We start from the raw sequence: 24,393 nt of genomic DNA, 5'->3' as shown, positions 1-24,393 counted from the left end.
AGCCCCCCTCAAGATGAGATTTCCCAATTCGTAAGACCCCTGGTAGACGACCAGGTTGATAGGTTCGGGGTGGAAGTGCAGCAATGCATGCAGCTGACGAATACTAATCGGTCGAGGGCTTATCCTATTTGGTATAAACCAGCTAATACTTACGCAAACCTTTCGTATCCAGTTTTCAGGGTGTAACACCTTGAACGATTGTTGGATGATGATCATCCCAATAATCCCGTTTGGTGGCGATGGCGGAGGGGACCCACGCGTTCCCATCTCGAACACGACCGTTAAGCCCTCCAGCGCCGATGGTACTTGGACCGCAGGGTCCTGGGAGAGTAGGACGTCGCCAAGCACGAAGATCCGACCGTGGTTCACGGTCGGTTTTTTGTTGTTTCTAATTGTTCTTATATTAGAAGAAATTAATGAACCAGCCATACCCATATTTGGTGGCATCTCCTTCACAAATCGCGATGCTTTGAAGCTCATACTAGTAGCAGCAATGTATCCCTGATGGTGGAGGTGCCGGATTTATGCCGAATCGTGGGCAGCGGTTTGTTTGTACACTTCTCTCCGTATCTATAGTCGTTTGTTTAGCTGGTTGTTCCCGCGTGGAATCCAATTCCCATGTTCCTTTGCCTGATATAAAGGCTCAGCACAAGCCTCTTCAGCATTTGAGCAAGCAGCCCTCACTATCTCTATCCAGGAAGAATCATTTTTCTCGCTCCATCGATCCCAATGACTTTAAGAAGCACCGATTGCAGGCATCGAATCGTCACCGAAGAATTGGAACACCCAATCAACCGATAAAGGGCATTTATGTCTCCGGTTGGATTGCTGGCAGCAAGTCTAGATTTAATAAGCTTGTGAAGCTTATTGATGATACGGATTTGAATGCGATGGTGATCGATATCAAGAACGATTACGGTCAATTGACTTACCGCTCGAAGCTGCGTGAGGTGAACGAGATTGGTGCGGCCAATCAGCCGGCAATCGCTAATATAGAAGGGTTAATGAAACGGTTGAAGTCAAGGAATATATATGTGATTGGCCGCATAGTTGCTTTTAAGGATCCGCTGTATGGAAGGAAAAAGCCCTCATTAGCCTTGCAAAAACGCAGTGGAGGGGTTTGGACTGACCATCAGGGCAACAGATGGTTGAATCCTTTTCAGCCGGAGGTTCGTTCTTATAATATCGCCATTGCCAGAGAAGCGGCCAAGCTTGGTTTCGATGAAATCCAGTTCGATTATGTCCGATTCCCTGATAATGGAGCCAAGGTGGATCGTGAAGTGAAGTATGATCGACGGATGGATAGGGGGAAGGCGGAGATTATCGGTGATTTCCTAAGTGAAGCGCGGAGGCAAGTTCATGAGGAAGGAGCTAGAGTATCGGCAGATGTCTTTGGTCTGGTAACTTCTTACAAGGAGGATTTGGGCATTGGACAGACTTGGCGCGAGATTGCGAGTGCAGTCGATGTTATATCTCCGATGACCTACCCCTCTCATTATTCCAAAGGGATGTATGGCATAAGCAGGCCTGATCTGCAGCCTTATTCCATTATTCGACATGCGATGATGGATGCTCGGCAGAGCAATGCTATACTTCGGAAAAATAATGAGCAAGCGGCTGAAGTACGCCCATGGCTGCAAGGATTTACAGCCAGTTGGGTACATCCACATCAGCGCTATGGAGCGGAACAAATTCATAAGCAGATTCAGGCAGCTAAGGAGCAGGGCGTAAATGGGTTCCTGTTATGGAGCTCGAATTGCCGGTATGATTACCGTTCTTCAATTTGACAAAAGCTCGGTAACCGTAATCTTGACAGCCCCCAACCCCTCTGCTAATATTGCTAATAATATACGCGAGAGAACAGGAGCGCTAATGCTTTAGCGCCTTGGAATACGCACTGTAGAGAAACATTGAGGGAGGAACATAGTTGTGTGGGAAAACAAGTTCGCCAAAGAAGGACTAACCTTTGACGACGTACTGCTCGTACCCCGTAAATCGGAGATTCTTCCGAGGGAAGTCGATGTGTCGATCAACCTGAGTGCTAACGTAAAGCTGAACATCCCGCTTATCAGCGCTGGAATGGACACTGTTACGGAAGCCGCTTTGGCGATTGCAATGGCTCGGGAAGGCGGCATCGGAATCATCCATAAGAATATGTCGGTTGCACAGCAGGCGGAAGAAGTTGACCGGGTTAAACGGTCAGAGAGCGGAGTTATTACGAACCCTTTCTCGCTGACACCGAATCATCATGTATACGATGCTGAAGAGCTAATGGGCAAATACCGGATCTCCGGAGTTCCCGTTGTAGATGAGCATGGGAAGCTGGTTGGTATTATAACAAACCGTGACCTGCGCTTCATTCATGATTATTCGATGAAAATAAGCGAAGTCATGACGCATGAGAATCTGGTTACTGCACCGGTAGGTACCACGCTTCAACAAGCGGAAGTACTGCTGCAGAAGCATAAGATTGAGAAGCTTCCATTGGTTGATGAAACGAACACGCTCAAAGGCCTTATTACAATTAAGGATATTGAGAAGGCTATTCAATTCCCTAATGCTGCAAAGGACAAGCATGGCCGTCTGTTATGCGGTGCTGCTGTAGGCATTGCGAAGGATACATTGGAGCGTGCTGAAGCGCTTGTAGCATCTGGCGTAGATGCGCTTGTTGTAGATACAGCGCATGGTCATCAACGGAATGTTCTTGAGATGGTTCGCAAGCTTCGCGATAAGTACCCCGACCTCACTATTATTGCGGGTAATGTTGCAACTGGCGAAGGAACTCGTGATCTAATTGAGGCAGGAGCATCTGTTATTAAAGTTGGTATGGGTCCTGGTTCGATCTGTACGACACGTATTATTGCAGGTATCGGCGTTCCGCAAATTACAGCGATTTATGACTGTGCAAGCGTTGCGCGTGAATATAACATTCCTATCATTGCAGATGGCGGTATTAAATACTCCGGCGATGTGACGAAAGCTATTGCTTCTGGCGCAAGCGCGATTATGATCGGCAGTCTCTTTGCAGGTACAGAAGAAAGCCCGGGAGAATCTGAGATTTATCAGGGACGCCGCTTTAAAGTGTACCGTGGCATGGGCTCCATCGGCGCGATGAAAGAAGGAAGTAAGGATCGTTACTTCCAGGAGAATGAGAACAAGCTCGTTCCTGAAGGTATTGAAGGCCGCGTAGCTTATAAAGGCCCGCTTGCTGATACGGTACACCAGCTAATCGGAGGTCTTCGTTCAGGCATGGGTTATTGCGGTACGAAGAGTATCGATGAATTGAAGAATGATACACAATTTGTACGCATTACGAATGCGGGATTGCGCGAGAGCCATCCGCATGATGTTCAAATTACGAAGGAAGCGCCGAACTACTCGCTGTAAGAAGCCAAGGAGGCTGTCTTTTCTTATTACGTTCATTCGAGACTTATTCGTTTGTCGGACAGACTCTAGGCATAGGGTACGGACCCAGGCAGGGAGATGGTGGCAGTCACCATTTTCCTGCCTGTCTTTTTTCGGGGAAGCGAACGTATAAACCGGCTAGTTATGTTACAATGAAGTGCAATATTATAATTCATGCAGCGAAGGAGAGAATGCGTTGAAACGGAACCTAAGACCGGCAAGATTGGTGTCGGTGATTTCCGCTATGTTGGTAGTCTGGCTGTTCACAATGGCAGTGGGTTCGACAGCAGTGCTGGCTGCTGGAGAAGATAAAGTCACTTACCCGGATAATTCGCTGGGACTCACGCTTCAATCAGCGATGTTGATTGATGCAGATACAGGACAAGTGCTGTATCAAGTCAACCAGGACCAGCCGCGTCCGCCTGCAAGCATGACGAAGATGATGACGGAGTTTATTGTCCTTGAAGAAATCGCAGCAGGTCGATTGAAATGGGATGGTATTGTAACAACTTCGGCGGCAGCTGCTTCCACGCCAAAGGACGGATCGCAAATTTATTTGGCAGAGGGCGACAAGCACACCGTTAAGGACTTATATATTGCTATGGCAGTCGGCTCAGCGAATGATGCTACCATTGCCTTGGCGGATCATATTGGCGGCAACGAGCAAGGGTTTGTGGACAAAATGAATGAGACGGCAAAGGCGCATGGCCTGAATTCCGCACATTTTACAGGCGCAACCGGACTTAATGATACAACCGTTATTTCAGCTGCCGATATGGCGAAGTTTGCTGCTATTATTCTTAAGAAGCATCCGGAGTTTCTGGAGTATTCCAAGCTTCCATCCTATAAGTTCCGTGAACGTGATACGGCTCCAATGATCAATTATAACTGGATGCTGGAATCGAATAAGAATGTTAAGGCGCTCAAGCAATACGCTTATGATGGCGTAGATGGAATGAAGACCGGCTATATTGGCGCAGCAGGATATTGCTTTACAGGAACAGCGGAGAGAAACGGCATCCGGCTTATTGCGGTTGTTATGGGTGCGAAGTCGAAAGGATCGCGCTTTCTTGAAGCTGCCAAGCTGTTCGACTATGGATTCAATAATTTCGAGCGAAAAACTGTCATTGCGCCTAAAGCAACGATAGATAATGCAAAAACGGCAACAATAAAGAAAGGCGTATCGACAGAAGTGCCTGTCGTTACTGCGACGGATGTTACTTTCCTCGTGAAGAAGGGTGTTGAGCCCAAGATTGAGCAAACGAAGCTGAGCCTGATGTCAGAGGACGAATTGGTCGCGCCGATCAAGAACAGCCAGAAGGTCGGAACGGTTACGTATTCTTATACAGATGCGGATACGGGCAAAGTGATTGAGAAGACGGTTGATCTGATCAGCACGGAAGAAGTGGAGAAGGGCAGCTGGTGGCGCCTTATGTTCAGGGCAATCGGTGATTTCTTCGCAGGTTTGTTCAATGGGATTGTTGGCTTATTCTAAATAATTCGCAGTATCCCGATGCGTAATTCATGGTTGTCGATTGCCCCGGGATGCTGTAAAATTAATGGTTAGAGTTAATACGGAAATTCTGGAAGCACGCAGAAAACAAGTTGATGCTTACGAAGTAAGTTTTCTGCTTTATGCAGAGGCATTACAAGGAAGCACGCAGAAAACTTTTAGGAGGCACTATTAAATGGAAACAGGAACTTCGGTTGTAAAACGTGGTATGGCTGAAATGCAAAAGGGCGGCGTCATTATGGACGTTATGAACGCTGAGCAAGCTAAGGTCGCTGAAGCAGCTGGCGCAACAGCAGTTATGGCGCTTGAGCGTGTACCTTCCGATATTCGCGCTGCTGGTGGAGTAGCCCGTATGTGTGATCCGACTGTTGTCGAGGAAGTTATGAAGGTTGTATCGATTCCGGTAATGGCTAAGGCTCGTATCGGCCACTATGTGGAAGCAAAGGTACTGGAATCCCTTGGCGTTGATTACATCGATGAGAGTGAAGTATTAACTCCAGCGGACGAAGTATTCCATATCAGCAAGCAAGAGTTTACGATCCCATTCGTATGCGGCGCCAAAGATCTTGGAGAAGCGCTGAGACGTATTCAAGAGGGCGCTTCGATGCTTCGTACGAAGGGCGAGCCAGGTACAGGCAACATCGTTGAAGCTGTTCGTCATCTTCGTCTGATCAATGGTCAAATGCGCAAAGTACAGAACTTGTCCAAGGACGAGCTGTACCACGAAGCGAAATTGCTGGGCGTTCCTTATGAGCTGCTTCTTGGCATTCACGAGACTGGCAAGCTCCCTGTCGTTAACTTTGCCGCTGGCGGCGTAGCAACGCCTGCGGATGCAGCGCTTATGATGCATTTGGGTGCAGATGGCGTATTCGTTGGTTCCGGTATCTTCAAATCGGACAACCCTGAGAAGTTTGCTCGCGCTATTGTTGAAGCAACAACGCATTATCAAGATTATAAGCTGATCGCGGAAGTGTCCAAGAACCTTGGCACACCGATGAAAGGCATCGAAATCTCGAAGCTTGAAGCTTCGCAGCGCATGCAGGATCGCGGACTATAAGAAGCATATCGCGCTGCAAGCATTGATGCATTGATGCGCTTTGGCTAGATGATTTCGCAGTTGGATGGAAAGAAGGCATACTACGATGAAGATTGGCGTATTGGCGCTGCAAGGCGCTGTTGCGGAGCATATACGGAGCATTGAAGCAGCCGGCGGTGAAGCTGTTGCTGTTAAACGTACAGAGCAGCTGGATGAGCTCGGCGGACTAATTATTCCTGGCGGAGAGAGCACGACCATCGGCAAGCTGATGCGCAAATATGGCTTTATCGATGCTGTGCGCAGCTTCTCCGCTCAAGGCAAACCTTTATTCGGCACCTGTGCAGGTCTAATCGTGCTTGCAGAGCGCATTGAAGGCCAGGAAGAGGCGCATCTTGAGCTGATGGACATGACGGTAGCGCGTAATGCGTTCGGTCGTCAACGGGAAAGCTTCGAGACGGATTTGCCAGTCAAAGGCATCGACGAGCCGGTGCGGGCCGTATTCATCCGCGCTCCATTGATTAAGGAGGTCTCGTCTAAGGTGGATGTGCTGTCTACCTATAACGGCGAGATTGTAACAGCAAGACAAGGACATCTGCTGGCATGCTCCTATCATCCGGAGCTGACCGATGATTATCGGCTTCATGCTTATTTCTTGAGTATGGCGGAGGAAGCGGCTGCGGCTAAGCAATAAGGGCAGAAGATTGCGGCATCGGCATATCAGGCTGTTGAGAAAGTCCGGCGGACTTGGCCAGGAGAGACTCAGCGATGACTTCAATCCGGCAGAAGTGAGAGAAGCCTGCATAAGTGCAGGAATTCCGAGATTAATAAGCCGTAGGTGGCAGAATACCTGCAATTAAGCTTGAATATGAAGCGGAAGTGGCCGATAGTGAGGAAAGACGGAGGAATTCCTGCTTTTTGGCAGGCATTCGGTCTTCAGGAGGCCCGGAACGAGAAAAAACCTGTAATTTCGCAGGAATGTTCAACGTTTATGGTTCGCACCGCGCGCAGCTTCTAGCGCGCGGTGTTTCGCTGCATTTGGCGGCGTTTGGTCGAATCGTTCCCCTGGGCAAGGGCGGGGGATTACTAAACAAGCTTTCTTAGAGAGGGGTTCACCTTTCCGTGTTGGATGTTAAATTGTTGAGGAATGAATTCGAGAAAGTCGAGCAGGCGCTGCGCAGCCGCGGCAAGTCTCTGGATCTCATTGCCGGTTTCCCGGCGCTGGATACCAAGTGGCGTGATCTGCTGCAGGAGAGCGAGCAGTTGAAGAGCCGCCGCAATACGGTCTCTCAAGAAGTTGCGAAGCTCAAGAAGAGCGGTGGCGATGCTGAAGCGCTTATCGTAGAGATGCGTGAAGTAGGCGACCGGATCAAGGCGCTGGATGAGGAAGTCCGTATCGTGGAGGCGGAGATTAGCGAGTTGACCCTTGCAATCCCGAATCTTCCGCATGAAAGTGTGCCGCTGGGCAAATCAGAAGAAGAGAATGTTGAGGTTCGTCGTATCGGCGAGGTTCGGACCTTCGATTTCGAACCCAAAGCACATTGGGATATTGCGCAGAGCCTAGGCATTCTTGATTTTGAGGCAGCTGGCAGAGTGACGGGATCACGCTTCGTATTCTATCGCGGTCTCGGAGCAAGATTGGAGCGCGCGCTCTTCAGCTTCATGATGGATCTGCACAGTGATAAGCATGGCTATGAAGAGGTTCTGCCGCCGTACATTGTGAATCGTGACAGCCTTATCGGTACAGGACAGCTTCCTAAGTTCGAGGAGGATCTGTTCAAGCTTGAGGGTTCGGATTATTATTTGATCCCGACGGCTGAAGTACCCGTGACCAATATCCACCGTGAAGAGATTCTGTCGGCTGAAGATCTGACGAAGAATTTCGTAGCATTGAGCGCTTGCTTCCGCTCTGAGGCCGGTGCAGCAGGTCGTGATACCCGCGGGTTGATCCGCCAGCATCAATTCAATAAGGTAGAGCTTGTGAAGCTGTGCAAGCCTGAGGATTCGTATGCAGAGCTTGAGGCCATGACTGGCAATGCGGAAACCGTTCTGCAGCTGCTCGGTCTGCCCTACCGTGTGCTTGCATTGTGTACGGGAGATATGGGCTTCAGCGCGGCGAAAACATACGATCTTGAAGTATGGCTGCCAAGCGGAGGAACATACCGCGAAATTTCGTCATGTTCCAATGTGGAGGACTTCCAGGCACGGAGGGCGAACATCCGCTTCCGCCGCGAGCCTAAGAGCAAGCCGGAGTTTGTTCATACTTTGAATGGCTCGGCACTGGCCGTAGGCCGTACGGTTGCTGCTATTCTTGAGAATTACCAGCAGGCGGATGGAACTGTCGTTGTACCGGAAGTGCTGCGTCCGTACATGGGCGGTCTTGAGGTAATTGCACCACGGTAACACTGTTTCCTGGTTAGATAACCTGGATTTCTTGGGTAGATGCCCTGAATAGATAGCGCCAGATTGTCCGTATGATCCGCAGGATTAGCGGGAATACTACGGTTGATCAAAGCGATTAGCGGTCATCCCGGCTGCAATAGAGCAAAAAAATGTATCGCAGGTCAAAATTGGAGTTGCGTATCCTTTTTGGCCTGTGGTACAATTCATCTTGTGACCTTTAAAGGTTGATTTATTTATATGGAGAGGTACCGAAGCGGTCATAACGGGGCGGTCTTGAAAACCGTTAGGGTGCAAGCCCACGTGGGTTCGAGTCCCACCCTCTCCGCCAGTTATACAAGAATAAGAACGACTACATAGATACGCCAAGAAGATGGGAGCAGAACAGCTCCTGTCTTTTTTTGCATTATTCAGCCGCTTCTTGGGAGCCCCTTGAATCAAGATTCATCGTGAATGGTATAAAAAAGCTGCTGCAGCCGCATATTATCCGCATGGAGGTGGTAAGCAATGAGCAAACGCGATGAACTGAACATCGACCAGCAGCAGTTGGCTGAGGCATGGCGGTCAGCGCTGCCGCAATCTATTCTCGAAGCGGACAGGGCGACGGTGCTGCCGGATGAGTCTGATCCCAAGTCGCTGCGGATTACGATTGATACCGCTGGACATCAAATGTACAGCTTTGATTTTAAAGTGACCTATATCGATAGTCGTGAGGTTCATGTGACCCTGATCGATGTCGAGAAGGAAAATAAGACGGTTGACGAGCGTACGGACATTATTCAGCAGCTTGTACAGGATTACACGAGACATATTCACGAATGCGCACAAGCTTTGAAGGTATTGACGCATGCCTAAGCATGCCCTTAGCAAAGCGAATGAAAGGCGGGCTGCACGATGACGAAGGTTAAAGGAACGGCAGATAAAAATTTGAGCAATGTCGTCGAGGATCTGGATAAGAATCCCGTCAACAGCCATCATGCCCAGCAGATCCAGCAGGATACGAATGACCGTCGTCATCAGGATCTGCTTAATCATGATGAGCCTACGGATTTGCACCATCCCCGTACCTAGCAGGGGTTAAGATCATAAGGGAGGTGTGCCCCATGGGCAAGCAGAAGAGCGTGCCTGTGCCAAATCCTGATCAGCATGAGGAGAAGGCGCAGAATAATCGAGGCGGCCTTCAAGAGCCATTGTCGGGCTCGAAGAAGACCAAGCAGCATAATCATACGAGCCACAATAACCCGCAAGGGTAATCATTGCGGCGTGTGGTTGGCTGTCAACACGTATCGCCCCACCGCGCTGGGAGCTGCGCATCATTGCGGGTTGCAATATAAGATCCCTATTTCTCTGCGGAGGAATAGGGATCTTTGCTGCTGCACCATGCACCAGGCCTATCTGCGGAAGCCGTAATCCTTGATTTTCGCTTTAACCTTGCACTGGATGTTCACATGGGGGAACTCCTCATACCAATCAAGCTTCTTCCAAGCCCGATAAGTCATGCTGTTGCGTACGTAGATTCCGACACCGATGCTGTCGACCTTCTTCTCCTGCAAATACTGAATCAAGCGTGTGGCCCGGTGTGTCAAAATCTCGGAAATCTGCTGCTCCAGCTTATGCCGATGGGCTTTATTGCCGAGACTTAATTCACCTATATACTCCACAACGGATACCTTTAAGGATATATCAATGTTAACGTTCGCGTGTTCGCCCTTATGGCTGATATCCATCTTCCTCAAGCTGTTCAAGGAGCTCAACATGACGGTCTTGCTTTCCTTCGTGTGCTTGGCAAGATCAAGACTAATCTCACCGTGCTTGAAATTCTCCCGCAGAAATGCAAATATGAGCGTATCATCTGCCTTAATTTTGCCAGCATAGGTGCCATCATGGAACAGAGCTATCCCATCTACTTCAATACTTTTGCCGGCATCCTTCACAATTGGAGCTACGGGCTCAATCCCGTCATCATAATAGTCTCTTGTAAAGGAATACAGCGTCGTCACCGGGATGGTGTGACCCTTTGCTTCTTTCTCGATAAGACGATCGATATATTTGCCTGTTCGCGGGTACTCTTTATAATTTTTCTTAAGCATGTCATGCGCTACTCCATTCACGACGACGATCTTTATTTGCTCCGATGTGGTAGGGTCTCTTAATAGGGTGTCCAACTGTTCCCAAAATCCGTCTCTTGCTATAGAGAGGCCAAACAAGGTAGTTCGCAATTGACCGCTGACTAACAGGAGATTGGTCTGCCTGGCCAGTTTAATTCGAGCCTCCTTGCCGCTCTGGGCGACAGTTGTTAAAAATTCTCTCGACACTTTAATCTCCGGGTCTGCCTTGGGGATGCTTATGGAGAACTGGATTCGGCCATCCTTCAATAAATCATAGCTTGTTACTTGGATGAAGCCCGTCCGTTCCAGAATCCGCTGGTCACCACAGCCAGTAAGAAGGATAAGCAAAGTCAGCAGCAGGATAGATACATGTTGTCTACTCACTTGCCGCTGCACCTCGCTTTCTGTGAATGAGCAGTACAAATATCAGCACAAGAGGCAAGCCGAACGAGATGCCGAATTCGATATAGCCCAGATAGGCAAGCCATTGTTCTACTTCGCTAGATATGTCAGGGATGAAGGAGAAGAGATAGGCTGCAACAATAATGATTGCCGAGAGCAATCGTTCGTTGATCGGAAAAATCCGTCGACTGACCTCTTTGGCCGACCAGCAGTACATGACAGTCGTAACGATGATCGTGAACATGATGAAGCCATACAGCAAGTTTTCCGTAGCCTGTATGAACGGGAGCTGAATATAGGCCAGAAGATTAAGGATTGGAAACTGCAGTGTCTTCAACTGCTCGTAGTAGTAAAAACCAAATGCAATGAAGCAGTAATAGATATAATTAATCGTTGTAATGAGATGGCCAATGAGAGCTGCTTTTATAAGCTTGGTTTTCTTGTTCGCGTATGGAAAGAGGAGTAGACAAAGTGTGTAGCCGGCAAAGCTCGAATAAATGCTAAAGGCGCCTTCAACAGTAGCGGAGCTGCCTCGGAAAATAAACGGTGTCAATCTCGCCCACTGGAAATCTGCATAGTAGAAAAAAAGCAATAATACCATCCATATCAGCAGCCAGAAAAAGACTGTTGAAGCTTTCGCTATATTGTAGATGCTCTGGATCAATAAGAAAAATATAAGGATATCGAGAACAAATTTGAATACCATCGGATTGGTGGTAGGGAACGCGACCATTTGGAAAATGAGCACGTAATTCTTGGTAATCAAGCAGCCGATCATCGCCCAAACGCAGACCAGGATGAGATAGAAGGGGAAGAGAATGATTCTGGGAATCGATTGCTCCAGAATCTCGAAGATGGAAGCTCCCTTCCCCAGCCGATAAACAACCCCGATCAATAAGATGTTCAATACAACGATCAGAGACACTGGAAGGATGGCAAGCCAGCCATTCGTACCGAAATTCTCCGCCAGTATCTGAGGCAGCCGGAACATAACAACACCAGACTGTATCATATAGATGAGAATGGCAACATGGAATTGTGATAATTTCTCCTGCATGGCGGACCATCCTCATTTCTTCATTTTATTTCTGACCTTATTCGATGTCTTGGCCTGAGAAGGCCGCGCAGTAAGGAACTTGAATGGCGCCACGATAAAAACATCCTTCCAATCCTTGAACATAAACGGGGCAACGGGGGTCAAATAAGATGAGCCTAGGCTGGTCAGCCCGCTCATATGAATCACAATAGCAGCGATTCCGACCGCTAAGCCGAAATTTCCCCATGTCCCTGCCAGAATAATCAATCCGAACCGGAGAAGACGTATGGATGCGCTCATGACATAGGCCGGGGTTACGAAGGATGCGATAGCAGAGGCAGCCACTGTAATGATGAGAATATTGCTGGTTAATCCGGCCTGAACCGCGGCTTGTCCAATGACAATACCGCCTACAATGCCGATTGTCTGACCGATCTTGGTCGGCAATCTTGCCCCGGCCTCTCTGAGCAATTCAATCGTCGTCTCCATGAATAATGCCTCATACAAGGGGGGAAACGGGACTCTGCCGCGGGATTCTGTCAAGGTAAGAAGCATATTCTCGGGAATCATTTCGTAATGATAGGTCGTGACGGCTACATACAGCGCAGTGAAGGTCAGCGTAATGATAAGCGCAAGCAACCGCAGCAGCCGGCTGGCGCTGCCGAGCATCCAACGCTGATAATAATCATCGGAGGATGAGAAATATTCGAAGAATGAGGTGGGCGCGCTGAATGCCGACGGGCTTCCATCTACGAGGCCTACAATTCTTCCTGCGACTAATTTGGACACGATCGCATCCGGCCGCTCCGATGTGAGAAACTGCGGGAAAATGGAATAAGGAGAATCATCGATATATTGCAGCAGCATATTCGTATCGAATACAGCGTCCACTTCGATGCCTCGTATCCTTGCAATAGCCTGGTTCACGTAATCCATACTGGCGATATCTTGCACGTACAGCACGTAAACATCCGTCTTGGTGACTTCTCCTACGGACAGCTTGATTACTTTCAGGTGAGAGCTCTTGATGCGTGAGCGAATCAGCGATAAGTTGGTACCGGCTTGCTCTGTAAAAGCATCATGCGGGCCTGTAATAACAGTCTCTGTCTCTGATTGTGATATCGCACGCGAGGTGCTGCCGAACACATCGGCAAGAAAGACATCATTTTGAAAGAAAAGGGCAGCTTTCCCGGACAAGATTCCGATTATCAATTCTTTTGGATCGCTTACGCTGGCAAATCGGGATTGCTTGAGTATCGTCGGAATGACTTCAGCTTCACCAGTGAGCAGCGGGTTCATGATATCCTGATACAGCCTGTCATGGTCGACCTGATGGCCGAAATAGAGCAAGTCTATATGAAGCTCCGGATAGCTTCTGTGGATAAGATCGATACAGTCTTGAAACTCATGCAGCGCATGTTCAAGTGAAAGCTTATCGGAGCGGTCATTGGTACTTGGCTGGGGTTGTATGTTGTCGGTTGCCATTTCTTCACCTTCATTCGAGAATCGAATGGATACATTTTACTTTTGTATACTATGCGCTAATGAGGGCGTTATTAAACATCAAACTTTGCATCAGGTAATTAATCGAGTGAAGTCGCAAAAAAGGTATTTCGTTTCGTTTTATATAGATCGCCTATTAAATGCGAGAGCATTGATTAAAAATAAATGTTGGAAACTACTATGCAAAAATAGGTAATTTGTACCTTACAAATAAATTACAGAAATGTAATTATAAAATAAGCGGATCCGCAATCAGATGGTCATCACTAAAAAAGAAAGGGTGAGCAACTAGTGAATGCAAAGCTATTGAAATGTGTTATTGTTGCTGTTTTATTTATTACTTCATTATCTTCGTCTGCATACGCCTATACAGAAAAGGACGCAGAATCTGTCCCAACCGGGGAAGTTGTGTATCAAAGTGAATTGGGAAATAAGGTAGTTAAAATACAAAAGACAGAAGATGATGTTGAGTCTTACGTCGTTGTATCAAAACCCATTATTTATAATGAAATTACTGAAGAGCTGAAAAAGAAAATGATAGGTTCTAAGGAAAAAGTAAAGATTCAAAGGGTATATTTTGAAAATGCGGATAGTATTGAACAAGCAAAAAGAATCGCCGCTACTCCATCGCCTGAATTGACAAAAGGAGCTTCAGGTATACAAGCACTATCAAAAGTTAGTTTTTGGCACGGGAGTTTTATTGAGGAAGTTTGGAGTTGGTGGTGGGGTGACGGATGGGATATCCATATCTCTTCAACTGATGTGAATTATATTACAAACCTTTCATGGGTTGGGGCTGATTCGCTTGCTGCTTATCTAGCAGCAACAGGCGTAATATCAAATCCTGCTGCCGTTGTGGTTGGAGGAATATTAACTGTCGCAATTCTTACTCTATCTTGGTCACTTCAGAATAATGATGGAAGTATCGATATCACTGTGTACGAACCCAATATCAACATGGCCAACGGTGTCTGTGTTCAAGCATCGCAATGGCTGGGTCAAGCGACAGGCTTAACAGGATTCCTTAATTATTTCTGGCCATCCAATGCACCTGGTTTCTGCAATTAATGAATACCATGTTTAGGACAGTGCCACTTATTATGATGGTCGTTGTAACAGCTGTCGTGCATCTAATCTTTTACAATTACTTTGTCGAACAGGGATTATCAAGGAAAGCCGCTACTCTAATTCCAACCATTCCTATAGCGGGTTATTTATGTGGTTATTTTGTGGCATTATATGTTCAAAGGTATGAAAAAAGAAAATATAAAAAATAGAACTAATACATCAAAAAGAACTGCACGGAAAATCCTTATCCGTTGCAGTTCTTTTAATACGTTTAATAGGGTTATTATGTATCGAATAGCTCTTATATAAAATCACTTTCGGTTGTCCGTTACAAACGAAAATTTTTGAAGGTAAATGCCGAACTGAAAAACTGTTATATCAAGGGTTTGGCTGAACTAACGTGGCGGCCCCGAGAGGACTTGAACCTCCGACCTGCGGTTTAGGAAACCGTCGCTCTATCCACTGAGCTACGGAGCCACAGCAATATATATTATAACACAAACTCGCCACTGGAACCAAAAGGAATTATCAAGGTATCCTCCATTGAGGGAAAGCTTCAATTTGGGGTCAAAGGAATGCAATTAGAATAGTTATCCACAAAGTATCCACATTGTTGCTAACAAATCCACAGGCTATGCATGAATAAAGGGCTTCCTCATTTCCGATGATGCGGCTTTAGCAGATGCTCCGCTACCAGCCGGATTTATCATCACTTGTTCATACTATCCTCCAATTGAAAAAATTCCCTAATTATTATAACATATAATGGGATTATGCGGTGAGGCATGCGGCAGCGGAAGGATAATGCCGTCTGCATTCGACATTTGCTTGCTGTTAGCGGCATTTCTAGTGTCAAATGAAGCTGTAGTGTCTCGCATGAAGCACCCATTTTGCATTTTGTCGAAAATTTATTTTTAAAAGGGATGATTTATCGACAAGATTTTACAAAATACTTTGACATTTAGGCGTATAATGAATCATGTTACTGATTGTAACCTTCGATGCGATAGGAGCGATCCCCGAGGCGTCATGAATGATAAAATGAAGTTGCTAGATGAATTACAAGTGCTTCGCTTACAGCTCTTAGCAGCAGCTGAAGCACGCGGGAGCTTAACAGACCCTGAGGTGCTGGCTATTAGTGAAGCGGCGGATGAGCTTATCGTAACTTTGCAGCATATTCAGAAGAATGAGCTCAATCGTTAGATGCCTGATGCCTGTGAATATGTCTAACGATTGAGCATCTGTATGGGCTGCTCTAGTCTTTGATTTCCGTTCGGCGTTTGCCCTTTCTGACACGCTTGAAGAACTGTGTAAGAAGAGCAGCGCATTCATCCTGCAGGACGCCGCTTACGAGTTCAGTCTCATGGTTGAACCTAGGCTCCTGCAATAAGTTCATTAATGTGCCCCCGCAGCCGGCTTTCGGATCAATGGTGCCGTACACAACTTTGTGAAGGCGGCTTTGAACGATTGCTCCTGCACACATCGGGCAAGGCTCCAATGTTACATATAAGGTACATTCCAGCAGACGCCATGCGCCAAGCTTGATGCTCGCTTCACGAATGGCAATCATCTCTGCGTGGGCAGTCGGGTCGAGAGACGTCTCACGCAAATTATGACCTCTTCCGATAATCTCGCCATCCTTTACGATGACGGCCCCGATTGGAACCTCACCCAGCTGCTCTGCCTTTAACGCTTCTTCAATCGCCTCACGCATCCAGCGCTGGTCTTCTTCACGAACAAATTTCATACAAGGGATTCCTCCATAGATGACAGGTTTAGCACAAGGTAGTATTCGACAAGCAGGGAATGTCGGTTTTTCGCGAATTATCCCCCGAACAAACATTCCTTGTTAACACCATGTGTATAATATTGTGGATAAAGTCGAGCTTATACACAGAGTTATGCACATTTTATTAATTTGGCTTGTTGACTGTTGCAAAAATCTGTGGACAAAGTGGGATCCATTACTTTCATTTCTAGTCAGGTATGATATGATCCAAATAGATATTAACAACTGGGCCAAAGGGTGTGTCGTAAGTTGTCGGTAAAAACGAAACTGTCCTTTATGATTTCGTTTATTGTATTTGTGCTTCTCGTTCTTAATGTGATTCTGAACGAATATTCGACGCGGGTCAACCTGCAAGCTGATACCGAATCCAACATGCTGCACATGAGCAAGCAAATTGCCCAGAATGTGACACAGTATGCCATTGGGTACAGATTGCTGGAAGAGGTGCTGGAGGACAAGCTCTTGACGGCCTCTATAGCCGCGGCGAACAAGCTCGGCCCTGATCTGGATAAGATTACGACGGAACAGCTGCAGCGGCTGGCGATCAAGGTCGGTGTTACTGATATCTCGCTAATGGTGAAGGAGAACGGGGAATACCGGGTAGTGCGATCCTCCGATTATCGCGAGATGGAGGATACCTTGATGTACCGATGGGGCCAGCGCAGCAAGATGCTGAAGCAGACGAGCAAGACACGGAAGCAAGTGAGAGGGCATTTAATTGAATTCTGGACGAATCCCGTGGAGTGGACGGGGGAGGAGTCCAGCTTTGTGGATAAATGGGCATTCTATGATGACAAGCAGAAGAGCTATGTGATTAGCTGTTTTATAAGGGATTATAATACGATCAACTATGGACAGATTGCAGGCCCGACATCATATATCTCTCAGATGCTTGCGAATAATCCCGTCATTCTGGAGATTACAGGTTTTAATTCCAACTTGCTCGGTAAAGAGCCGATCGTGGATTTGCCGCCGGCCGTTACAGCGGATGACATGTTCGAGCGCCCGCTTGCGTTCGGCAGCTACAACTACGAAGAGAGCAAGCAAGATATGAAAGATATAGGACGGGCCAAGGAAGGAGAAGTTGTATTCCGGCAGGCAAAGCTTCATGATCGCGATGTTATGAAGAGCTTCGTTCCTATTCAGGAGCCTTCGGGAATGGTCGTGGGCATTGTTCTGGACAAGGAACCGATGATGGCGGTTATTGAGGAGCAGCGAATCAACCTCATTATGATCTCCATCATCCTGCTTGTTATTGTCGTCTTCTGTATTTATTGGCTGTCCGACCTTCTTATAAGGCCGATACGATCTATTCTGTGGAAGGTCAACGAAGTATCATTCGGAAGATTCGACAATTCCATTGAAGTGAACCGGAAGGATGAGCTCGGTCAGCTGGCGCAGCGGGTCAATGCGATGTCCAAAAATCTGGGTGTCTACATGAACAAGCTCAAGCTGGCGTTCGAGGAGAACCGCAGCATGAAGGAATATCTGGAGTCGTTCATTAATCAGACGACAGATGCGATTCATGTGGTCGATCTGGATGGCCGAATTACCCAGGTCAATCGTGCATTCGAGCAATTGTTTGAATACAGCGCGGATGAAGCGCTGGGCAATATGCTGTCGCTCGTGCCGGATCATCTCATAGCGGAGGAGCAGCAGACGATGGAATGGCTCAATTCCGGCAAGCTGCTGCCAGCAAGGGAGACTATCCGGGTTACGAAGAGCGGGGAGTGGATCTCTGTCAGTGTAACGACCTCGCCGATTCGGGATAAGAATGGCGCTATCCGGGCGATTGCCAGCATTACCCGTGATATGACAAGCCGCAACAAAATGGAAGAGCTGCTGCGCCGCTCAGAGAAGCTGACGACCGTAGGCCAGCTTGCGGCTGGTGTCGCACATGAGATCCGCAATCCGCTGACGACTCTGAGAGGCTTTCTCCAGCTGCAGCTGGAGACAAGCAAGTTCAACTCCCGGCATGTCGATATTATGCTGTCCGAGCTGGATCGTATCAATCTGATCGTAGGCGAGTTTCTTATCCTGGCCAAGCCGCAGGCGACGAGGTTCGAGGAGAAGGATGTCCGATTTATTTTTGGCGATGTTATTTCATTGCTCGACAGTCAAGCTCATCTGTGTGACATTGTGTTCGAGACGGATTTCAGTACGGATTCCTGTCTGATCTCCTGTGAGGAGAATCAGTTGAAGCAGGTATTTATTAACGTAATCAAAAACGCTATAGAAGCGATGCCGCAAGGGGGGGTTATTCAAGTCGAGATCAAACGGGGGCGCAGCGGGCATGTACTCGTCTCCATTACGGATGAAGGGATAGGGATTCCAGAGGATATCATTCCTAAGCTGGGCGATCCCTTCTTCACGGGCAAGGATACGGGCACAGGGCTTGGGATTATGGTCAGCCAGCGCATCATCCAGAGCCACTACGGCACGATGGATATCGTGAGTAAGGTGAATGTGGGCACCAAAGTGACGATCTCCCTGCCGCTGCTGATGGAAGGTCATGGCGATCTATGAAAGCCTGCTTGAAGCCGGTTGAAACCGTTGAAGTAACGGTCAAACGAGCGGAATTTCCTGGTTATTTTAATGGAATGATGAAATAAGCAGATAATGAGAGTTGTATAGAGCAATACAGCGTGAACAGGGGATTTACTGCCGTTAAATGCTAGCCGCAGGCCAAATTGGCTTGCGGCTATTCTTTACATGTATGTAAGGCAGGCGTAAGATACGATTCATGATTCATTATTTATGAAGGAAGGTCGAAAGGCAAGCATGTCGAATCAAGCAAGTTTATCGCTGAGTCCTTGAATGGAAAAGGAACGGGGGAACCAACAAAGCCGGAAGTGATTGCCGCAATGGAATGTGGCATCTCTATCATGCTTTATGGGGTGAATCCTGATGTGCAGGCAAGATTGCAGGCCCGCGCATGGGTAGGGCGACTCTCACGCCCGAATCCGACAGCTAACCTCGTAAGCGTATTTGAGAGAGGCAACGATTTCCTGCGTAAGACGCGGCTGCTTTTTTTTGCTGTGTCTTTTAAGAAGCCGCGTGGAGAGTTCCCTCTTCCAGCAGGCTTCTTTTTTTGTTGCCTCCTCTTCGAAAACATAGGAGGAGAATTCAAATGGATCATCGGGATCAAGCGCATGTTCTTGTATCAGCGCCTAGCAAAACAGGGGAGGATTTCATCCGCCAGCTTATGCTGAAGAAGCTGCCTTGTGCGGCTATCGTCAACAACAAGGAAGAGATGAGACGATTGGAGTCCATCGGCATTAAAAAGTTTGTGATGGTGAAATCATCCAAAGAAGAGACATGGACGATGCCGAATTATGAGATCGGCAAGGTCATTCTCTTCGAAAGCAGCCTGAATCTGTGCTGCCGATATATTGATATGTGCCGTGCGTGGACTTCCAATCCGATCTACGTTATTACGCGCACGAGCAATCCGCGGCTCGTCTATAAGCGTCTCGGAGCAACGTTCGTTATTCATACGCATAACGAGGATATTTCATTCTTAATTGATGCCACGGCTGCTGATACCTGCAGCAGCGGCAAGCGTTAAGAGCAGTGGACAGAAGCTTGGCAGGCGAAGACGCCAAGCATCCTGCGATTCCATGCAGCACTATAATTAGCGTGAGGAATGCTGCGTACCCTGATCGAGCAGCTTCAGCTCTTTGGCTTGCGCGATTGCCTTTGTACGCCGATTGACCTTTAATTTGGCGAAAATATTTTTCACATGGACCTTAACCGTACTGATGGCAATAATCAAATGATCGGCAATTTCCTTGTTGGATAATCCTGCAGCCAGTAATGCGAGCACCTCCAGCTCACGATCCGTGAGTGGTTCCTCCATCCTGGCTGGCAGGGACTTCGCTTCTTCCACCGAATGCGGTTCCGTATCAGGCAGGTCAGGCGAGCCTTGCAGCACGCACATCAGCATGCCATGTGATGCCATAGCGAGGATAACGGCCATGCGATCATAAGTGAATACATCGCTTGCAAGCTTATTCTCAAGGTAAAGAACGCCCAGCATCGTGCCATGAATAGTGACGGGGATGCACAGGGAGGATTGTGGCCGGTGCTTCGCAATATACGGGTTGTGAATGAGCCAGCTCTGTTCTCCGGCGGTATAATGGACATCCTCCTGTGTACGAAAGACATATCTGATGATCCCTTCCGGCAAGAGCGAGCTGTCATTCAGCTCCAGAGGGAATGGGGCAGCCTGCGCCACCGAATCCGCATAGACCTGAATATAAAGCGCATCATTGCTGCCTGTAAGCAGTGCGCCCTTGCTGGCCCCCGCATATTTCATAATCGTATTCATGATTTCCGCAAGCACAGCATCCAGGTCTGTCTGATTCGCTATCGCCCGGGTCGTTGCAAGCAGCGCTGCGAGATCAACGTTGTCGACAGAATGAGGCTCGCTCCGGTTGCTCCCCGCGCCTGCCGCCCGCTCTGCAGCATTCCTTCCCGCCGGCGTCTGTGTGCCCACAGACGTCTCAGCGGCGTTCTCTTGCTGCTGCCAGTGCAGCATCCGTGCTTCCAACTGCGCTGCCTTCACCGCCACGCCCCATTGCTTGAACCCCTCAACAGCCAATTGCAAATAAAATAACGCCGCCTTGCTCTTGCCACGGCTTGAATAATAGCTCGCGGCGAGCTCTCCGGCAAGGCTTGTCACCTGCATATCGCCTTGCTCTCTTGCCTCGCGGATGGCTCTGTCATACATCTCTTCAGCTACACTAAATTCGCTGGAGACCCGGGCAAATTCAGCCTGAAGAAGATGCTGCTTGGACTGATAATTAGCCGGGCTCCATGCTGCCCATTGTCTGTAGCGACGAAGACTGCGAAGCAAGCCCTTTTCGATAGATGGCCCCCTCTTTGCCGGTGTATAGGCAGCCAAAGCGGCGAGCGATTCATAGAATAGGCATTCCGGCAAATGGGGCAAATGAGTGGCATATGCTTCGTACGATCTCGCTTGTCTGGCCCAGCGGACGGCCTCCTCATAGCTGCCCAGGAAATAGCAAAGCTGAGTCTTATACGTGCTGTATTGGAACAAGGTGGTGGCCGAGGTCTCCTCCTTGCGAATACGGTCTAGAAATTCCTCCTCCTCAAAGCCAGCGCTGCTGAAGGAATCCGGCGCAGCCGTCCCGCCCTGAAGAGCCAGAATAAATTGCTGATAGAGGTAGAAATTCTGCCTTACGAATTCATCATTGGTTGTATCGAGCACTGCCATATAGTCTGCAATCGCTCTGGCTAGTTCACTTAACGGGGCTCTCGTGTACAAGGAATTGATATGCGCGCCGATGGCATAGCTGGCGAACACATAGTCTCCCGAATCCATGCCAAAACGGAGCGCCTGTGCCAAATAGAGGTCTCCTTCGCGGGCATTGCCGGCAAATTGGCAAAGAACACCGCCGTATACGGTGTAGGTTTTGCTTTTGATCGAAGCGATATTGTAACGCTCGGACAGCTCCACGCCCACCTTGCCGATTGCAAAGCCTTTATCGAATTTGCCGAGTGCGCTCCCCAGAAGCATCCCGTATGCAGAATAGACAGCCGCAGAAACCGGGGTGTTGCCATATTTGAGAGACAATTGAATCGCTCTGCACATCAGCAGAAAATAAACCTTCTTATTCGTGAAGAAGGTGGAGGGTATAATTGCAAAAATCAGATTCATCGCGGCGATCCGCTCCCGATCCGACATTTCCTCCATATGAGCGAGCCTGTCATACCGATTGCGCAGCAGCAGCTCAATCCGCTTCCCTTCCATCAGAAGCATCAAGTTCCCCGGATTGGGCGCAACGTTAATTTGAAGCTCTCTCAGGCTGTCCAGCCCAAGCGCAGTGCCTTCCAAATATTTGCCTTGATTGATGTACTGCATAATCCGGATCATCTGCACCCTGCTTCGCTCAACGGGATTGCGCGCATGACCGAGCAAGAAGTCGATTTCCCGCTGGGACCTCTGATGATTCCCGCACAAATATTCACATTCCGCTTTCTGTGCATGCAGTTCGAAGCAGAGCTCGAACTCTCTGTTCCAATCTTCCGCTGCTAACAGCTCGACCCCTTTTCCGAAATACCCTAACGCAATATCGTAGGCGGAAGAGGCCTTGGCACGGTTCCCCGCATCCAGATTCAGCTTTGCGAGCAGCAGCAGTTCCTGTTCATCCTTTATTGTCCGGGAGCCCCGATTAAGATGGTTGACAGCATCAAACTCACTCTCTCCATAACCGTGTGCGTCCTGCCCGTTCATGCATCTGCCTATCCGGAGGTGGATAGCCTGCCTCGCTTCATCATCCATCCGGCTGTATATAAGCTTCTGTATGTTATCGTGAGCAAAGCGGAATTTCTCTGTCTCGAATGGCAGAATAATCCCTTCGGCTTCAATCACGGACCATTCTGCCATGCTGTCTTCCATGCTTCCATTCCCAATGCTGGCTATCAGAAGCGGGTGAAAGGTGTTGCCTACACAGGCTGCGACCTGGAGCAGCTCCTGCGCATCACTTGAAAGGCGCTGCAGCCTGTGCGTGATCAGATCGTGGATGGCATAGCTTGGCTCCTGCCCGATTACCTGTCCCAGATCCCACTGCCAGCAGCGCTTCTCGTGGTTGTACAGCAGAATGCCGTCACCCTGCAAGCGGAGCAAGATTTGTTTGAAATGAAACGGATTGCCGCCTGATTGATGATACAGCAATTCAGTCAAGGAGAGCGTAGTATCCTCATGGCTATTAAGCGTCTCCATCACAATAAGGTTCATTTGCTCCAAGCTCAGCGGAGACAGATGAATATGGCGGACAACCGCCTGATCGGAGATGCTTCCATCCATCTCGTATCCCGGCAGCTTGCTCAGGTCTATCTCTGTATGGCGATAAGCGCAGACAAACATCAGGTATTGGCATTCCGGGTCGCATAGCAGCGCATGAATCAACTGAAGGGATGAGGAATTGGCCCACTGCAGATCATCGATGAACAGCACGATAGGATGCTCCTTGGAAGCCAGCGCTTGTACAAATTTGCGAAAAACATAAATGAACCGTTTCTTCGATTCATGGGCCGGAAGCTCCTCTACAGCCTGTGAGCCGCCTAATAGAAGCCCGGCTTCGGGAATAATCGCTGTAATCACGTTGGCGTTGGAGCCCAAAGCCTCTTGCAGCTTCAGCTTCCACAGCTCGGACCGATGCTTTTGTTCCCCGAGCAGATGGCGTATTAATCCGCGAAACGCCTGGGTAATCGGGTGATAAGGGCTCTCCTTCGATAGTTGCTCGAACTTTCCGGTGATGTAGAAGAAATTCCGTGCATGCTGCTGTTTACGGAACATCTCATCCATCAAGCTTGTTTTGCCGATCCCAGCTTCGCCCGACACGTAAACCATTTCCGTTGAGCCCAGGCAAGCGGAATAAAAGGCCTGAGTCAGCAATGAAATTTCATGCTCTCTACCGTAGAATCCCGGCTCTATGAAGAACGTATCGTGAGCACGTCCTATTTTATCCAGATCGGCAATGAGAAAGCCGGTATTCTGGTAACGGTTATCCGGATTTTTCTCCAGCAGCTTCATAATGATCGCTTCAAGACCGCCGGGCAAAAGTGCGTTTAGGTTGGTTAAAGACGGGGGGCTTTGCGCCAGATGCATATACACCCATTCAAGCGGTTTGTCAGCCAGAAAAGGGGGACGGCCAGTCAGCATTTCGTAGAAAATAATGCCTAATGAATAAAGATCGCTGCGCTCATCTACTGATCGCAGCATTCTGCCCGTATTCTCGGGCGAGCAGTAAGGCAAGCCTGCTTCGAAGAGGCCGGAGCCAGCCGGGCGTTCATAGCCATCAGCACTACGCTGCACGGCACAGCCTGAATCGCTCAGGCAGGCCTCTTGTCCAGCCGCAAGCACATTGATTCGCTCCGGCCGCAAATCGAGATGAATGATCTGCTGCTGATGAAGCTGTCCTACACTTGCTGTAATGGCTCTGGCGAGCGGGAGAAACAGATCCGGGCTCAGAGACATTTGTCCCTTCATATATTCTCTAAGCGTCATGCCAGCTTCATGAGCCTGTGTCACATCAGAGGCATGCCCTACAAGCTCTGAATGGCTGGTTAGCCTCTCAAAATCATTCTTTGCGTTCATCCTCGCACACC

Annotated in this window: 18 protein-coding genes, 2 tRNA genes, 2 rRNA genes and 1 riboswitch; of the genes, 16 read left to right on the top strand and 6 right to left on the bottom strand. The window is 48.5% G+C overall.

What is annotated here, in order from left to right:
* The 12 genes from K0T92_RS12760 to K0T92_RS12705 all read left to right on the top strand — a co-directional run.
* Window positions 1–127 (top strand): 23S ribosomal RNA (locus K0T92_RS12760); the annotation flags it as partial.
* A 102-nt stretch (window positions 128–229) separates the two neighbouring features.
* A 5S ribosomal RNA gene (gene rrf / locus K0T92_RS12755) occupies window positions 230–346 on the top strand.
* Between the two features lie 178 nt (window positions 347–524).
* On the top strand, window positions 525–1,787 hold the full coding sequence (locus K0T92_RS12750; protein ID WP_219872845.1) for a putative glycoside hydrolase: 1,263 nt from the start codon (window positions 525–527) through the stop codon (window positions 1,785–1,787).
* Window positions 1,788–1,929: 142 nt separating this feature from the next.
* Window positions 1,930–3,387, top strand: coding sequence for an IMP dehydrogenase (guaB, locus tag K0T92_RS12745; RefSeq protein ID WP_219872844.1), 1,458 nt, complete (start codon window positions 1,930–1,932; stop codon window positions 3,385–3,387).
* Between the two features lie 262 nt (window positions 3,388–3,649).
* Window positions 3,650–4,900 carry a D-alanyl-D-alanine carboxypeptidase family protein gene (locus tag K0T92_RS12740; RefSeq protein ID WP_219872869.1) on the top strand — a complete coding sequence of 417 codons (1,251 nt, stop codon included), beginning with the start codon at window positions 3,650–3,652 and terminating at the stop codon, window positions 4,898–4,900.
* A 193-nt stretch (window positions 4,901–5,093) separates the two neighbouring features.
* Complete coding sequence (gene pdxS, locus K0T92_RS12735) at window positions 5,094–5,975, top strand: pyridoxal 5'-phosphate synthase lyase subunit PdxS (protein ID WP_219872843.1); 882 nt, start codon at window positions 5,094–5,096, stop codon at window positions 5,973–5,975.
* 85 nt (window positions 5,976–6,060) lie between these two features.
* Window positions 6,061–6,645: a pyridoxal 5'-phosphate synthase glutaminase subunit PdxT gene (pdxT, locus tag K0T92_RS12730; RefSeq protein ID WP_219872842.1), complete on the top strand. Its 585-nt coding sequence runs from the start codon at window positions 6,061–6,063 to the stop codon at window positions 6,643–6,645.
* Between the two features lie 428 nt (window positions 6,646–7,073).
* Window positions 7,074–8,354, top strand: coding sequence for a serine--tRNA ligase (serS, locus tag K0T92_RS12725; RefSeq protein ID WP_219872841.1), 1,281 nt, complete (start codon window positions 7,074–7,076; stop codon window positions 8,352–8,354).
* Between the two features lie 239 nt (window positions 8,355–8,593).
* Window positions 8,594–8,682: transfer RNA gene (locus K0T92_RS12720), tRNA-Ser, on the top strand.
* A 176-nt stretch (window positions 8,683–8,858) separates the two neighbouring features.
* Window positions 8,859–9,206, top strand: coding sequence for a hypothetical protein (locus K0T92_RS12715; protein WP_219872840.1), 348 nt, complete (start codon window positions 8,859–8,861; stop codon window positions 9,204–9,206).
* Between the two features lie 39 nt (window positions 9,207–9,245).
* Window positions 9,246–9,422, top strand: a complete 177-nt coding sequence (locus K0T92_RS12710) for a hypothetical protein (protein ID WP_219872839.1) — start codon at window positions 9,246–9,248, stop codon at window positions 9,420–9,422.
* Window positions 9,423–9,454: 32 nt separating this feature from the next.
* Window positions 9,455–9,604 (top strand): small acid-soluble spore protein P, encoded by a 150-nt coding sequence (locus K0T92_RS12705; RefSeq protein ID WP_219872838.1) that lies wholly within the window; start codon window positions 9,455–9,457, stop codon window positions 9,602–9,604.
* A gap of 138 nt (window positions 9,605–9,742) precedes the next feature.
* On the opposite strand, the gene K0T92_RS12700 is transcribed toward K0T92_RS12705, so the two are convergent.
* From K0T92_RS12700 to K0T92_RS12690, 3 genes are read right to left on the bottom strand one after another with little or no spacing between them, the layout of a single operon-like run.
* Window positions 9,743–10,843, bottom strand: coding sequence for a Ger(x)C family spore germination protein (locus K0T92_RS12700; RefSeq protein WP_219872837.1), 1,101 nt, complete (start codon window positions 10,841–10,843; stop codon window positions 9,743–9,745).
* Window positions 10,836–11,918 carry a GerAB/ArcD/ProY family transporter gene (locus K0T92_RS12695; protein WP_219872836.1) on the bottom strand — a complete coding sequence of 361 codons (1,083 nt, stop codon included), beginning with the start codon at window positions 11,916–11,918 and terminating at the stop codon, window positions 10,836–10,838. The genes K0T92_RS12700 and K0T92_RS12695 overlap by 8 nt, the downstream gene beginning before the upstream one ends.
* Before the next feature lie 12 nt (window positions 11,919–11,930).
* A complete protein-coding gene (locus K0T92_RS12690) occupies window positions 11,931–13,382 on the bottom strand; it encodes a spore germination protein (protein ID WP_219872835.1) in 1,452 nt (483 codons plus the stop codon).
* A 309-nt stretch (window positions 13,383–13,691) separates the two neighbouring features.
* Between K0T92_RS12690 and K0T92_RS12685 the strand changes: the two genes are divergently transcribed.
* Window positions 13,692–14,468 carry a hypothetical protein gene (locus tag K0T92_RS12685; RefSeq protein ID WP_219872834.1) on the top strand — a complete coding sequence of 259 codons (777 nt, stop codon included), beginning with the start codon at window positions 13,692–13,694 and terminating at the stop codon, window positions 14,466–14,468.
* A gap of 401 nt (window positions 14,469–14,869) precedes the next feature.
* Here the strand turns inward: K0T92_RS12685 and K0T92_RS12680 are convergent.
* A tRNA-Arg gene (locus K0T92_RS12680) sits at window positions 14,870–14,945 on the bottom strand.
* A gap of 552 nt (window positions 14,946–15,497) precedes the next feature.
* On the opposite strand from K0T92_RS12680, the gene K0T92_RS12675 reads away from it, so the two are divergent.
* Window positions 15,498–15,671, top strand: coding sequence for an aspartyl-phosphate phosphatase Spo0E family protein (locus K0T92_RS12675; RefSeq protein WP_246628116.1), 174 nt, complete (start codon window positions 15,498–15,500; stop codon window positions 15,669–15,671).
* A 52-nt stretch (window positions 15,672–15,723) separates the two neighbouring features.
* Here K0T92_RS12675 and tadA read toward each other — a convergent pair whose 3' ends face one another.
* Window positions 15,724–16,215 (bottom strand): tRNA adenosine(34) deaminase TadA, encoded by a 492-nt coding sequence (tadA, locus tag K0T92_RS12670; protein ID WP_219872832.1) that lies wholly within the window; start codon window positions 16,213–16,215, stop codon window positions 15,724–15,726.
* Window positions 16,216–16,506: 291 nt separating this feature from the next.
* Here tadA and K0T92_RS12665 point away from each other — a divergent pair, with 291 nt between their 5' ends.
* Both K0T92_RS12665 and K0T92_RS12660 read left to right on the top strand, forming a co-directional pair.
* On the top strand, window positions 16,507–18,783 hold the full coding sequence (locus tag K0T92_RS12665; protein ID WP_246628115.1) for an ATP-binding protein: 2,277 nt from the start codon (window positions 16,507–16,509) through the stop codon (window positions 18,781–18,783).
* A 267-nt stretch (window positions 18,784–19,050) separates the two neighbouring features.
* Window positions 19,051–19,257, top strand: a riboswitch (cyclic di-AMP (ydaO/yuaA leader).
* A gap of 130 nt (window positions 19,258–19,387) precedes the next feature.
* Complete coding sequence (locus K0T92_RS12660) at window positions 19,388–19,825, top strand: hypothetical protein (RefSeq protein ID WP_219872831.1); 438 nt, start codon at window positions 19,388–19,390, stop codon at window positions 19,823–19,825.
* Between the two features lie 66 nt (window positions 19,826–19,891).
* Here K0T92_RS12660 and K0T92_RS12655 read toward each other — a convergent pair whose 3' ends face one another.
* The gene (locus K0T92_RS12655) at window positions 19,892–24,382 is read right to left on the bottom strand and encodes an AAA family ATPase (protein ID WP_281423145.1); all 4,491 of its coding nucleotides are present in this window, start codon (window positions 24,380–24,382) and stop codon (window positions 19,892–19,894) included.
* Between the last annotated feature and the right edge of the window lie 11 nt (window positions 24,383–24,393).

The sequence above is a fragment of the Paenibacillus oenotherae genome (genome assembly GCF_019443105.1).
Taxonomy (GTDB): Bacteria; Bacillota; Bacilli; order Paenibacillales; family Paenibacillaceae; genus Paenibacillus_Z; species Paenibacillus_Z oenotherae.
Note: the sequence above shows the minus strand (reverse complement) of the source record. Positions and strands in the feature narration are given on the sequence as shown.

Bases quoted from the DNA above. Each gene is read 5' to 3' on its own strand.
- K0T92_RS12750 (WP_219872845.1), top strand. From the start codon at position 525: ATGCCGAATCGTGGGCAGCGGTTTGTTTGTACACTTCTCTCCGTATCT.
- K0T92_RS12660 (WP_219872831.1), top strand. From the start codon at position 19,388: ATGGATCATCGGGATCAAGCGCATGTTCTTGTATCAGCGCCTAGCAAA.
- K0T92_RS12715 (WP_219872840.1), top strand. From the start codon at position 8,859: ATGAGCAAACGCGATGAACTGAACATCGACCAGCAGCAGTTGGCTGAG.
- K0T92_RS12695 (WP_219872836.1), bottom strand. From the start codon at position 11,918: ATGCAGGAGAAATTATCACAATTCCATGTTGCCATTCTCATCTATATG.
- K0T92_RS12740 (WP_219872869.1), top strand. From the start codon at position 3,650: ATGTTGGTAGTCTGGCTGTTCACAATGGCAGTGGGTTCGACAGCAGTG.
- pdxT (WP_219872842.1), top strand. From the start codon at position 6,061: ATGAAGATTGGCGTATTGGCGCTGCAAGGCGCTGTTGCGGAGCATATA.
- K0T92_RS12705 (WP_219872838.1), top strand. From the start codon at position 9,455: ATGGGCAAGCAGAAGAGCGTGCCTGTGCCAAATCCTGATCAGCATGAG.
- K0T92_RS12675 (WP_246628116.1), top strand. From the start codon at position 15,498: ATGAATGATAAAATGAAGTTGCTAGATGAATTACAAGTGCTTCGCTTA.
- tadA (WP_219872832.1), bottom strand. From the start codon at position 16,215: ATGAAATTTGTTCGTGAAGAAGACCAGCGCTGGATGCGTGAGGCGATT.
- pdxS (WP_219872843.1), top strand. From the start codon at position 5,094: ATGGAAACAGGAACTTCGGTTGTAAAACGTGGTATGGCTGAAATGCAA.
- K0T92_RS12655 (WP_281423145.1), bottom strand. From the start codon at position 24,382: ATGAACGCAAAGAATGATTTTGAGAGGCTAACCAGCCATTCAGAGCTT.
- K0T92_RS12710 (WP_219872839.1), top strand. From the start codon at position 9,246: ATGACGAAGGTTAAAGGAACGGCAGATAAAAATTTGAGCAATGTCGTC.
- K0T92_RS12690 (WP_219872835.1), bottom strand. From the start codon at position 13,382: ATGGCAACCGACAACATACAACCCCAGCCAAGTACCAATGACCGCTCC.